Raw genomic sequence first — 12263 nt, 5'->3', positions numbered from 1 at the left:
AGGACCACGTAGTGCCGGCCGCTGGCCGGCAACCGCAAAACACCACAGAGCCCGCCATGAGCCGCAAGCACGCCTTCCAGTTCCTCGACCTGCCCCGCACCATGCCGCAGCGCATTCCGGTGGAACTGCGCACGTCCGGCGACTGGGGTGAGTTGTACGGCAAGTTCGGTAAGGAAGATGCCCAGTACCAGGCCGGTCGCTGCCTGGACTGCGGCAACCCCTACTGCAGCTGGAAGTGCCCGGTGCACAACGCCATTCCACAGTGGCTGCAGCTGGTGCAGGAGAACCGCATCCACGAAGCGGCCACGCTGTGCCACAGCACCAACCCGCTGCCGGAAGTGTGCGGCCGGGTCTGCCCGCAGGACCGGCTGTGCGAAGGCAGCTGCACGCTGGAGGAATTCGGCGCGGTCACCATCGGCGCGGTCGAGAAGTACATTGTTGACACCGCGCTGGCCACGGGCTGGCGCCCGGACCTGGGCGCGGTGCAGCCGACCGGCCACAGCGTGGCGGTGATCGGTGCCGGCCCGGCCGGGCTGGCCTGTGCCGACCGCCTGGCGCGCGCCGGCATTGCCGCGGTGGTCTACGACCGCTACGAGCAGATCGGCGGCCTGCTGCAGTTCGGCATCCCCAGCTTCAAACTGGACAAGGACGTGATCCACCGCCGCCGCGAAGTGCTTGAGGGCATGGGTGTGCAGTTCCGCCTCGGTGTGGAGATCGGCCGCGACCTCAGCGTGCAGCAGCTGCTGGATGCCCATGATGCGGTGTTCGTCGGCACCGGCGCCTACCGCTACACCGATGGCGGCCTTGACGGCCAGGACCTGAAGGGCGTGCTGCCGGCGCTGCCGTTCCTGGTGCAGAACAGCCGCATCGTCGGTGGTGATGATCCGAAGGGCCGGCCGATTGCCGGCTGGGAAGACACCATCGCCCTGCCCGATCTCAACGGCAAGCGCGTGGTGGTGCTCGGCGGTGGCGATACCGGCATGGACTGCGTGCGCAGCGCGGTACGGCTGGGCGCGGCCAAGGTGACCTGTGCCTACCGCCGCGACGAAGCCAACATGCCCGGCAGCGCGCGCGAAGTGGCCAATGCGCGCGAGGAGGGCGTGCGCTTCCTGTTCAACCGCCAGCCGCTGTCGATCGAAGCCGGCGCCGACGATGAGGTGATCGGCGTGACCGTGGTCGAAACCCGGCTGGGTGAGCCCGATGCCAATGGCCGCCAGAATGCGGTGCCGATCGACGGCAGCGAATCGCTGCTCGAGGCCGATGTGGTGATCATCGCCTTCGGCTTCTCGCCAACCGTGCCGGCGTGGCTGGCCGAGCACGGCGTGGAAGGCCGGTCCAACGGCCGCATCGTGGCTGGCGGCAAGGACCGCCTGCCATTCCAGACCGCGCACCCGCGCCTGTTCGCCGGCGGTGACGCAGTGCGTGGCGCCGACCTGGTGGTGACCGCCGTGGCCGAAGGCCGCGACGCCGCCGCCAGCATCATCCGCCTACTGGCGCACTGATTCCGGCGCCAGCAGCACGGCCAGCAAGCCCCGCAGTTCCTGCGCCGCCACCGGCTTGGCCAGGAAATGATCGATGCCCGCTTCGCGGCAGGCCTCGCGGGTGCGATCCAGCGCGCTGGCCGTGAGCGCGATGATCGGGACCTGCGCGCGAACCGCGCAGGCGTCGGCGCGGATGGCCCGTGCCAAGGCAAAGCCATCCATGTGCGGCATGTGGCAGTCGGTGATGACCAGGTCGAACGCCCGCGCCTGCCAGGCCTCGAAGGCCTGGCGACCATCGGTGCAGGCGTGCACCTGCAGACCCAGATCATGCAGGCGCTGCTCCAGCAGATGCAGGTTGGTGGGGTGATCTTCAGCTACCAGCACCCGGGCCGACGACAGTGGCCGCGCCGCCTCTGCCGGAAGCGGCAATGCCTCGGCAGGCAACTCACAGGCGTCCAGATCCAGTTCCAGCCACACGGTGGTGCCCTTGCCTGGCGCGCTGCGCAGGCACAGTTCTGCTTCCATCGATGCAGCCAGTTCACGGCAGATCGCCAGGCCCAGGCCGCTGCCGCCGAAACGGCGCGTTGTCGATGCCTCGGCCTGGGTGTAGGCAGCGAACACCGCCTGTTGCCGTTCCGGGCTGATGCCCACCCCGCTGTCACTGACCTGCAGGCGAAGACGTTGGCCGCGATCGTGCTGCTGCAGCACCTGCACCTGCAGATCCACGCCGCCATGCTCGGTGAACTTGAGCGCGTTGCCGGCAAGGTTGAACAGGATCTGGCGCAGGCGCAGGCCGTCGGCCAGCGATCCGGCCTGCAATTCCGGATCAAGTTGGATACGCAGATGCAGGCCCCGGCTGGCCGCCACCGGCATCAGCAACTGCTGCACCGCGCGCACCAGTGCCGCCACGCTCGTGGGTCGCAGCTGCAGCGGCAGTGCCTGCAGCCGTTGGCTGTGCAGCACGTCGTCCAGGATCTGCCGCAGCATCTGGGCAGCATCACCCACGGTCACCAGCACCTGTTGCTGGCGATGATCCAGATCGCTGCCCTCCAACCGCTCGAGCATGCCCAGCAGGGTGCTCATCGGCGTGCGGATCTCGTGGCTCATGGTTGCCAGGAAGTGGGCCTTGGCCAGCGCTGCCTGCTCGGCCGCACGGCGCGCCTCGGCCAGCGCATGGGTGCGCGCCTGCACTCCGCTTACGTCGATCCAGTAGCCACTCCACTCGACGTCGCCGCTGTCCAGGGACAGCGGCCGTCCATGCGAGTGGACCCAGCGCCAGCCTTGTGGCGAGCGCGTGCGGAAGGTGACATCGATCGGGCCCCGCGCCAGGGCGGCGGCGTCGACGGTGTCCATCAGCCGCGAGCGATCATCGGGATGAACCGCTGCCAGCAGGCGCTGATGATCGATCAGGGCGGTTTCCACGCTGATTCCGAACAACGCCTGCACGTCGCCTGCGATCTGGGGAAAGCTGTAGTGGCCGGTGGCAGAGCGACGCGCCTGATAGACCACCGCTGGCAGGTTCGAGGTCACCTCCTGCAGGCGTTGCGCAGCCACGCGGCGACGCTCGCTCTCGCGATGCACGCGCCAGTAGCCGAAGGCGTACACCAGCATGAGCGCCAGCAGGGTCAGCGAGGCCGGCACCAGCCAGCGCAGGGGGGACGCAGAGGGCGGGTGTCGCGGCTGGTTCGGCAGCCAGGCCGTGCGGATCGCCTCGCGTTCGTTCGCGGTCAGCTGCGACACGGCCCGCTCGAACACCGGGATGACGTCGGCGCAGGCGGGCACGGTGGCCAGCACCGGCGCGTCGTCGATTCCGGCCGGCGCAGCGATTACCAGCGGCTCGCCCTGATAGTGGCGCAACGCTGCCTCGACCTCACCAAGATTGGCGACCACGGCATCGACCAGGCCCGTGCCCAGCAGTGACAGGGCGTCGTCGATGGGGGCGGGGGGCAACAGCTGCACGCCAGACGCCTGTTCGGTCAGCGCCCCGACCAGCGACAGCGGGTCGGGACTGGCCACGGTGCCTCCGCGCAACGCCTCCAGGCCCAGCACCGGCGATGCATCCCGGCGCCGCACGATGACCTGTGGCAGCTGCACGTAGGGCGCACTGGCCACCCACCCCGTCGGCAACTGCGAGCGCGACCAGCCCAGCAGTGCCTGGACGTCGGGCGGCACCGTTCCCTCGGCGATGGCGGCGGTTGGCAATGGCTGCATCTGCAGTGGTCGCTGCGCGCCCAGCAGCTTCAGGTACTGCGCGCTGAGCCCGCGCGGCTGGCCCTGCTCGCTGGAGGACAACGGTGCGCGGTCGGCGGGCCAGGCAATGCGCAGCGGCGTCCTGCAACCCGCAGCGGCGGCCAGGGCAGGCAACAGCAGGCCGGCCACGACCGCGGTGGCGGCACGCAGGCCAGCGGCGTTCACGATGGGCATCCTCTTCTGGCGGGCGGAATGAACGGCCGCACAGCGGTACCGCTGCCTCTTACGCTAGCGGCGCGTGGACGAGGCGCAATGAAGAAAGTTGTAAAAACACCAAGATAGGTGAATGGCGACATACACTGCCGCTTTCACCCGTATCTGCGGAGCATTCGATGCGCATCGGCCTGGCTGCCAACCGTCTCCATCACCACGACGCGCGCGCCGCCCTGTTCCGCTGGCTGCGCGCCAGCGAACCCGGCCTGCGCGAGCTGGGCGTGTCGCTGCACGCGGTCGGCCGCACCCATGACGCGATACAGCGTCAGAGCTTCCTGACCGGATACGCGGGCCTGCATCGCTACCCCTACGGTCGCGAGGGTGGCTTGATGAAGCTGGTGGCCGAGGTGGTTGGCATGGGGCCGGATCGGACACTGGATGGCGCGGTCTACCTGATCGATCCGGTCGATCCATCCTCGGTGTTTCCGGAAGCCACGGCGCTGAAGCGGCAGTGCGTGATCCACGGCAAGCCTTTCATTTCCACCGTGGCCACCGCGCGCGACTGGATCGAGGTGGAACGCATCCATGCCGGACTGGCTGCCGATGCTGGCGCCGACGACCTGCATGCGTTCGAAGGACAGACGCTGGCGCTGATCGCGCACGACGCGATGAAGCCGGCGATGCTGGCCTTCGCCGATGAGCACTTCGATGTGCTGGCGCGGTTCGGTGAGCGGGTGGCAACCGGAACCACCGGCCAGCGCTTGAACGAGCTGGCGTGGAGCCGTGGCTGGCCCAGCGATACGCCCTGGGTGACGCGCTACCAGAGCGGCCCTATGGGCGGCGATGCGCAGATTGCCGACCGGGTACTGGAAGGGCGCTGCCAGCGCGCGATCTTCTTCGAGGATCCGCACGTGGCGCGCCAGCATGAGGCGGATATCCAGCTGCTGGAGCGCGCGGTGACGACGGTGACCGACCAGGCGGTGTGCATTACGGCGCCGCGGGTGGCGGCGCGCTGGGCGGCGGCGGCGGCGTTGCGGGCGAGGTGAGGATTTCGGCCAACGGCTGAGCCCCTCGTGGTGGGTGGTATCCGAAGGCAAAGCCGTGCTTGGCCGGGCGGGGTGGATTGCGCAGGGGTCGCTGCAAGTACCCCTCCGGGGCCCGGCCCAGCCGCTGGCGGCTGTGCGTTCAGGCGCTTGCGAAGCAGTGCTTCGCAAGCAAAGCGCCTTCACCCCTGTAAGCTCGGTCGCCGCATCCATGCGGCTCACGCCCCTGCGCAACCCACCCCGCCCGGCCACGGACAGATTCCGGTGTGCCCACCACGGAAGAAAGAAAAGAAGAGCAGGCGCGGGTCGCGCGCTGCGCGCGCTCCATGGCACGTTGCCAGGGCGGGGAATGCTCATCCTCTGTGCAGACCCTGTGCAGCGTCGAGCCTGCCCGACTGCCCGGCCCACTCTCTGGAGGAAAGCCCCTTCTGTTGAAGGGGCGCGCCGAAGGCGGGGGTAGAGGAAGAATGCGTGGGCAACTGCTGTAGCGCTGGCGCTACAGCAGTTGCCGCAGCATCGCCTTCAGTCGGCGGCCTTCCAGCTGGAAGTAATCGCGCTGTTCGCGCCAGGCGGGGAAGCGTTGTTCCACTTCGTGCCAGAACGCGGGCGAGTGGTTGGGCTGGATCAGGTGGCAGAGCTCGTGCACCAGCACGTACTCGAACGCCTCAGGGCGGCCCAGTACCAGCGCCAGGTCCAGTGCCATGCTGCCATCGGGGGCGAGCGAGCCCCATTGCGAGGACATCACCTTCAATCGCAGGCGACTGGGTGCGCGCGGCAGCGTGGGCAGGTACTTCGGCAGCCAGCGGCCGACGTCGGCGCGGGTCTGTGCTTCGTAGAACTCGCGCAGCAGGCGGCGCAGGGTGGCGTCACCACCACGTGTCGGCCACTGCACGCAGGCACCATGCGCGTCGATCTCCAGGCGCGCGTAGCGGCCTTCCTGCCAGCGCAGCGGCAACAGTTCGCCGCGCAGGGGCAGCACGCCGTCTTCGCCGGGCTGCAGCGGTGCCGGCAGGCCCTGGCCCTGGTACTGGCGCAGCTGCAGTGCCAGCCAGTCGCGGTGCTGTTCCAGGAAGCGTTCGCCCATCACCAGGCTTGCGCGCGGCGGCAGGGTCAGGCGCGCGCCGCGTTCGTCCACGCTCAGCTTGATGCGGCGCGCACGCGGATCGCGCACGCGCAGTACCTCGATCTCGGCATCCTCCAGGCGCAGGCGAACGGTGTCGCGCTGTACGGTGGCGGGCGGGGTCGGGCTGATCAGGCGGCGCAGCAGACGGCTCATGCGCCCAGCATAGCGCCGCTTCGGGCCGCCGGATGACCGGCGGCCGTCGGGCTGCCTGTTCAGTCAGCCTTGCTGAGCTTGAAGGCTTCTTCCAGCAACAGGAACAGACGGCGGATCTCGGCGCTCTGCAGGGCGAAGCGGGCGTCGAACTCGGCGCGGCGGCCGTCTTCGTCGGCATGCTCCAGCTGGTCCAGGGCACCGTCGAGGAACTTCAGCTTGCGCACGATCAGGTCGTCGCCGATGACGAAGGACAGGTTGTCCTCGAAGATCAGCGCCAGCTTGGTCACCTGCTTGCCGGCATCCAGGTGCTTGTCGATCTCATCGCAGCGCAGTTCCTGGTGCTGGCACTTGACCACCGCGCCGCCTTCCACCGGGTCCTTCATCTCGCACTCTTCGCCCAGGCTCAGCCCGGTCGGCAGCGGCTCGCCGGCGATCCAGCCGGTCAGGATCGAACGCGGCGCGACTTCGGCGTTCAGCGGCATCGCCGGGAAGCTGCCGAGCAGGCCGCGGATGTCGGACATGAAGTACTCGCCGGTCTTGCGGCTGGAGGTATCCACCGCCACGTAACCGTGCTGCAGGTCGATGAAGGCGTCGTTGCGCGAGGACTTCACGAAGGCGCGCGGCAGCAGTTCATGCAGCAGGTCGTCCTTCATCCGCTTGCGTTCGCGGCCACCCGGGCTGCGGCCTTCCTTCTCCTCGATCTCCTCCAGCTTGCGCTCGAGCAGGTCGTTGACCACCGCCGCCGGCAGGATCTTGTCCTCGCCGCCCACGGTCAGCCACAGGTGTTCGGCGATGCGGTGGGAGAGCAGTTCCTTCTCCTCGCGGCCGAACGGCGAGATGAAGCCGCGCGAATTCATTTCCAGTGCGCCGACCGGCTTCAGCAGGGCGTGCGGCAGCAGCGTGTCGACTTCGGAAAAATCGGTGGTGGTCGGGAAACGGAAGAACGTCAGGTTGCGAAAGAACATGGAATTCCGGATGGCAAAGAGGAAGGGCGACCGACCTTAAACGGTGGGCGTCTCGGGATCTGCGTCGGCGTCGGCCGGGGAACCGGCCAGCCAGGCATGCGCGTCAGGCAGCGGCGCGTCGTCGCGACGGCCCAGCGCCATGAAGTCGAACAGGGTGGTGTCGGCCAGCTGCGAGGGCCGGACTTCGCCCATGGCGCGCGCGATCTGCTCGATGCGGCCCGGGTGGTCCTTCTCCCACTGCCTCAGCATCAGGCCGACCTGGCGGCGCTGCAGGTTCTCCTGGCTGCCGCACAGGTTGCAGGGAATGATCGGGAACTGGCGTGCCTGCGCGTAGTCGACGATGTCGCTCTCGCGCACGTAGGCCAGCGGCCGGATCACCACGTGCCTGCCGTCATCGCTGCGCAGCTTCGGCGGCATGCCCGACAGCTTGGCGTGGTGGAACAGGTTCATGAAGAACGTGGCCACCATGTCGTCGCGGTGGTGGCCCAGCGCGATCTTGGTGAAGCCGTGGGTCTCGGCGTAGTTGTACAGCGCACCACGACGCAGGCGCGAGCACAGCGAACACATGGTCTTGCCTTCCGGGATGACCCGGCTGACCACCGAATAGGTGTCCTGCTCGATGATGTGGTACGGCACGCCCAGCCCGGCCAGGTACTCCGGCAGCACGTGCTCGGGGAAGTCCGGCTGCTTCTGGTCCAGGTTCACCGCCACCAGCTCGAACGGCACCGGCGCCTTCTTCTGCAGCTGCAGCAGCACGTCCAGCAGGGTGTAGCTGTCCTTGCCGCCGGACAGGCAGACCATCACCTTGTCGCCGGCCTCGATCATGCCGAAGTCGGCAATCGCCTCGCCGACCTGGCGGCGCAGGCGCTTGGCCAGCTTGTGCTGCTCGCGCTCGGCCACGCGCGGATCGCGGGCGGCGCGCGGCTGGGGATCAGGGAGGGAAATCACGGCACTCATGGGCTCCATTCTAACGGCTCGGAGCGGCCACGGCCGGGGGTCGGGATTCCCCTCTCCCGGCGGTCATCATCGCTGTGTATCCTCGAAGCCGTGGATACCTACGACCCCGCCGAGATTGTCGAACGCCTCGCCGCCCTGCGCGCCGAGCACCGCCTGCTGGATGAACAGATCACCCGCATGGCCGCCAACGGCGAGGACGAGCTGGAAGCCAAGCGCCTGAAGCGGCGCAAGCTGCAGTTGAAGGACTGCATTGCCAGGCTGGAAAGCCTGCAGATTCCCGACGAACCGGCCTAAAGACCGTCCTGGTGGGTGCCAACCCTGGTTGGCACGGCTGGGAGGTGTGGACCAAGGTCCACACCCACCGCATGGCCCGGCGCTGCCTTCAATCCTGCGGCGCCGGCTCGTCCGGGCGCGCTGCTTCCGGGCTGACCCGTTCGATGGTGTGGCGCAGCTCGCGGCCGAGGATGAACTTGGCGTCCTTGGCCCAGGCATCCAGGCGCTCGTCGAACAGCAGCTTGCTGTTCTCGTCCGGCCACACCAGGCGCAGTTCGCGCAGCTTCTGGATGAAGCCGCGGAACAGGGTGCGGTCGAAGAACTCCGGCGCGGCCGGTGCATAGAGCAGGCTCAGACGCTGCGCCGCCTGCTGGCACAGGCTTTCCAGCTCGGCCGCACCCAGCACGCCCGGGCCGTTCTTCACCAGCACCGAAATGGCGATGTAGTAGCGCTCGAAGGCCTGCTGCAGCGAGTGGCCGATCGCACGCAGGCGGAACACCTCGTCGGTCTGCCCGGTGTTGCGCGCCAGGATGCCGCCGTCGTCGTCATTGACGTTCTGCAGCAGGCCCTCACGCACGAACACGTTGATGGTCTGGTCGATGCGCTGTGCGAATTCGTCCTCGCTCCACGGCAGGAACAGCTCGGCCTGCAGGAACGGGTACACCGTGCGGCCCAGCTGGACCAGGCCGGTACGGCTCATGCGGCGGTTGTTCTGGAAGCAGCAGGCCACCCACGACGAGGCGGTGAACAGGTGCAGCACGTTGTTGCGGAAGTAGCTGAGCAGCACCGCGGTATCGCCGCTGACGCTGAGCACGTCGCCCAGCGGGTGCTTGATGCGGGTGAGGACGTTGATTTCCTCGGCGTGGGCGATGATCCGCTCCGGCGAGTGCGGGGTCACCGTCACCCGGTCCGAATACGGCATCTCGACCAGCAGCGTCTTGCACAGCTCGATCTGCGCGATCAGGTCGGCCTCGCCCATCGCGTGCTTCGGCGTGGACAGCAGCGCCAGCGCCAGCAGGTTGATCGGGTTGACGTCGGCAGCGCCGTTGATGCGCACCTGGATGCGCTCGGCCAGCGTATCCACCGTGGTCGACAGCCAGGCTGGCTTCTCGTCCTCGGACACCGCCTCGCCCTTCCACTCCGGCGCCTTCTCGGCCAGTACGTCGTTCAGTGCGATCGGTTCGCCGAAGTTCACCACCACCTGGCCGTAGTTCTGCTTGAGCACCTTCGGGATGCCCCACAGCAGCGACCAGATCGATTCCTTTTCCTTCGGCCGGCCGGACAGTTCGTCCAGGTAGCTGCCGCCTTCCATCAGCTTCTCGTAGCCGATGTAGATGGGCTGGAACAGCACCGGCTTGCGTGGCTGGCGCAGGAACGCACGCAGCGTCATCGAGATCATGCCGCCCTTGGGCTGCAGCAGTCGGCCGGTACGCGAGCGGCCGCCTTCGACGAAGTACTCCAGCGAGTAGCCGCCGGCCACCAGCTGCGCGACGTACTCACTGAGCACGGCCGAGTACAGCGCGTTGCCACGGATCGAGCGGCGGATGAAGAACGCACCGCCCTTGCGCAGCAGGGTGCCGACCACCGGCAGGTTCAGGTTGATGCCGGCCACGATGTGCGGCGGCACGATGCCACGGTCGTACAGCAGGTAGGACAGCAGCAGGTAGTCCATGTGGCTGCGGTGGCTGGGCACGTAGACCACTTCGTGACCCGGCGCGGCGGCCTTGAACTTGTCCAGGTGGTGCACCAGCACGCCCGCATAGATGCGGTTCCACACGTGGCTGAGCATGAAGCTGGCCGAGCGCACCACCGGGCTGGAATAGTCCGCGGCGATTTCCCAGGCGTAGGCGTGTGCCTTCTTCCAGGCATCGGCCGTCTTCGAATTGTCGCGCTTGGCCTGCGCGGCGATCGCTTCGCGCACCGGTTCGGCGGCCAGCACCTGGTCCACCAGCAGGCGACGGGTCGACAGGTCGGGGCCGATCACCGATTCACGGATGCGGCGGAAATGGGTGCGCAGCACGCGCTGCAGCTTGCGTACCGTGCGTTCCGGCTCCAGGCCTTCGTCGATGATGGAACGCAACGAGATCGGCGGCGCGAAGCGGACGATGGTGCTGCGGCCATTGAGCAGCACCGCCAGCAGGCGGCGGAAGCGGCCGACCAGCGCCCAGTTTTCCGAGAACAGCACCGCGAACCAGCCGCTCTGCTTGTCCGGCGCGCGGCCGACGAAGATCGACACCGGCACCAGGTGCACGTCCAGGTCATCGCGCACGCGATGTGCCTGCAGGACCTTGGCCAGCGAGTCGGAATGGGTCTTGGCACCGCGCTGCTCGGGGATCAGCGAATTGCTGGAGCTGCGCCGCGACAGCGCCAGGTAGGCGCGCTTGCGGCCGGTCGGGTCACCGGCCAGCGGCACCAGCGGCGACGGCAGTCCGGCCTGGCGGCAGGCCTTGTCCAGGATCAGCGCGTTGGACAGGCCGTAGTCTTCCAGCACGTACATGACCGGGCGGCCATCGTTGTACTGGCCCGGGTCTTCCGGCTCGATCTTCAGCGACAGCCACGGCTCGACCAGGCGGCCCAGCAACCGTGCCCACAGTGGGCGTCGGCCGGCCGGACGCGCGTGCGCGGGCGGCGGTACCGGGTTCGGGCCGGTACCGGTCGAGGGGGACGCCGGCACCGTATCGGCGGGCGTCGACTGGGATTCTTCGCCGGGGAACGGCAGCGGGTTCTGTTTCGACATCGGCGCCATTATGGCTTAGGCGGCGGCGTTGCCGCTTCCCCGCCATCGGCGGGGGCTTCAGCCGGTGATGGCGACGCAGCGACGCGGGCCGCATCGGCCTTGCGCAGCAGGGCGTCGGTATCGGCCAGGGTGCGGGTCAGGTACCAATGGCCTTCGCGGCGGCTCAGCGGCAGCTGCAGGCTCATCTCGCGACCGGCGAGGTCGTAGTGCAGGCGTACCAGGGCGTTGTCACCCTCCACTGACAGCAGTTCGCCGCGCACGCTGCGCAACGCGTCGTCCACGCCCAGCCCGTAGCTGCCCAGCACCGCCTTGAGGGTGTGGATGAACGGCGCCAGCTGCGCCAGGCTGCCTTCCATGCCCGCGGCCTGCAGGCCGGCTTCGTCGTCGAAGCCGACCTTGTTGGCGGCGCCGACCAGCGCGGCGATGGTGCTGCGTGCGCGGGCCCGGTCACTGATCGGGGCACCCTGCGCCCAGCTGGCCAGGGTTTCGACCAGGGCGATGTAATGCGCCTGTTGGCCAGGCGTATAGCCCTTCTGGTGGCGCAGGTACTGCACACCGAAGTTGCCCATCGATTGCGCGGCCTGGCGAACCGCGCCGGCCTGTCCGGCCAGCTGGCGATCGAAGCTGCGCTGCAGTTCGGCGCTGGCGTTGGGCTTGCGCAGTGCGGCCAGCATCGGCAGCAGCTGGTCGCCCAGCGGCAGTTCGGTCAGCGGCCACTGGCTGTGGCCTTCGGTCCAGGCCTGTTGCAGGCGCTGGTACTGGCTGGGCGGCACCGACAGCTTTGCATAGCCGACCAGATCGTCCTCGGCCAGGCGCAGCGCCATGGCCTGCACCGCCGCGACCGGCTCGGCTGCCGGCTTGGCCGGGTCCTGGGCCGATTCACGACACGCCGCCACGGCCAGCAGCAGCATGGCTGCCAGCCCCCATCCACGCGCAGACCTTCCTCGCACTGCCACGCTCATGCACTCGGACTCCCCGGACCGGTCCGCATCTTGCGGCCTGTGACGTGACAGCGGCAAGCCGGGACGTCACGGTTTCCGCTGTTGCTTGTGCAAGTCACTGATGGGAATAAAAAAAGAGCCGGGATCACGGGGATCACAGGCTCTTCAAACCGGCGCAGGGCCGGTG

General features: G+C 68.3%; 9 protein-coding genes. 3 read left to right on the top strand and 6 right to left on the bottom strand.

Annotation, left to right across the window (positions count from 1 at the left end):
* Positions 1 to 56: 56 nt before the first annotated feature.
* Positions 57 to 1502 carry an FAD-dependent oxidoreductase gene (locus CKW06_RS00375; RefSeq protein WP_024958658.1) on the top strand — a complete coding sequence of 482 codons (1446 nt, stop codon included), beginning with the start codon at positions 57 to 59 and terminating at the stop codon, positions 1500 to 1502.
* Here the strand turns inward: CKW06_RS00375 and CKW06_RS00370 are convergent.
* The gene (locus CKW06_RS00370) at positions 1488 to 3896 is read right to left on the bottom strand and encodes a response regulator (protein ID WP_024958657.1); all 2409 of its coding nucleotides are present in this window, start codon (positions 3894 to 3896) and stop codon (positions 1488 to 1490) included. The genes CKW06_RS00375 and CKW06_RS00370 overlap by 15 nt on opposite strands.
* 167 nt (positions 3897 to 4063) lie before the next feature.
* On the opposite strand from CKW06_RS00370, the gene CKW06_RS00365 reads away from it, so the two are divergent.
* Positions 4064 to 4930 (top strand): methylglyoxal synthase, encoded by an 867-nt coding sequence (locus CKW06_RS00365; protein WP_024958656.1) that lies wholly within the window; start codon positions 4064 to 4066, stop codon positions 4928 to 4930.
* 493 nt (positions 4931 to 5423) lie between these two features.
* Here CKW06_RS00365 and CKW06_RS00360 read toward each other — a convergent pair whose 3' ends face one another.
* From CKW06_RS00360 to ttcA, 3 genes are read right to left on the bottom strand one after another with little or no spacing between them, the layout of a single operon-like run.
* A complete protein-coding gene (locus CKW06_RS00360) occupies positions 5424 to 6203 on the bottom strand; it encodes a M48 family metallopeptidase (protein WP_005407504.1) in 780 nt (259 codons plus the stop codon).
* 59 nt (positions 6204 to 6262) lie between these two features.
* On the bottom strand, positions 6263 to 7168 hold the full coding sequence (locus tag CKW06_RS00355) for a recombination-associated protein RdgC (protein WP_024958655.1): 906 nt from the start codon (positions 7166 to 7168) through the stop codon (positions 6263 to 6265).
* Between the two features lie 36 nt (positions 7169 to 7204).
* Positions 7205 to 8125 carry a tRNA 2-thiocytidine(32) synthetase TtcA gene (gene ttcA / locus CKW06_RS00350; RefSeq protein ID WP_024958654.1) on the bottom strand — a complete coding sequence of 307 codons (921 nt, stop codon included), beginning with the start codon at positions 8123 to 8125 and terminating at the stop codon, positions 7205 to 7207.
* Between the two features lie 90 nt (positions 8126 to 8215).
* Between ttcA and CKW06_RS00345 the strand changes: the two genes are divergently transcribed.
* Entirely contained in the window at positions 8216 to 8419 is a 204-nt protein-coding gene (locus CKW06_RS00345; protein ID WP_005407501.1) for a YdcH family protein, read from the top strand.
* Positions 8420 to 8507: 88 nt separating this feature from the next.
* On the opposite strand, the gene plsB is transcribed toward CKW06_RS00345, so the two are convergent.
* Together plsB and CKW06_RS00335 are read right to left on the bottom strand one after the other, a co-directional pair.
* Positions 8508 to 11144 (bottom strand): glycerol-3-phosphate 1-O-acyltransferase PlsB, encoded by a 2637-nt coding sequence (plsB, locus tag CKW06_RS00340; RefSeq protein WP_005407500.1) that lies wholly within the window; start codon positions 11142 to 11144, stop codon positions 8508 to 8510.
* On the bottom strand, positions 11144 to 12097 hold the full coding sequence (locus CKW06_RS00335; protein ID WP_038646259.1) for a hypothetical protein: 954 nt from the start codon (positions 12095 to 12097) through the stop codon (positions 11144 to 11146). Before CKW06_RS00335 ends, plsB begins: the two co-directional genes overlap by 1 nt.
* Positions 12098 to 12263: the final 166 nt, after the last annotated feature.

This window comes from Stenotrophomonas maltophilia, assembly GCF_900186865.1.
In the GTDB taxonomy this organism is placed as follows: domain Bacteria; phylum Pseudomonadota; class Gammaproteobacteria; order Xanthomonadales; family Xanthomonadaceae; genus Stenotrophomonas; species Stenotrophomonas maltophilia.
Note: the sequence above shows the minus strand (reverse complement) of the source record. Positions and strands in the feature narration are given on the sequence as shown.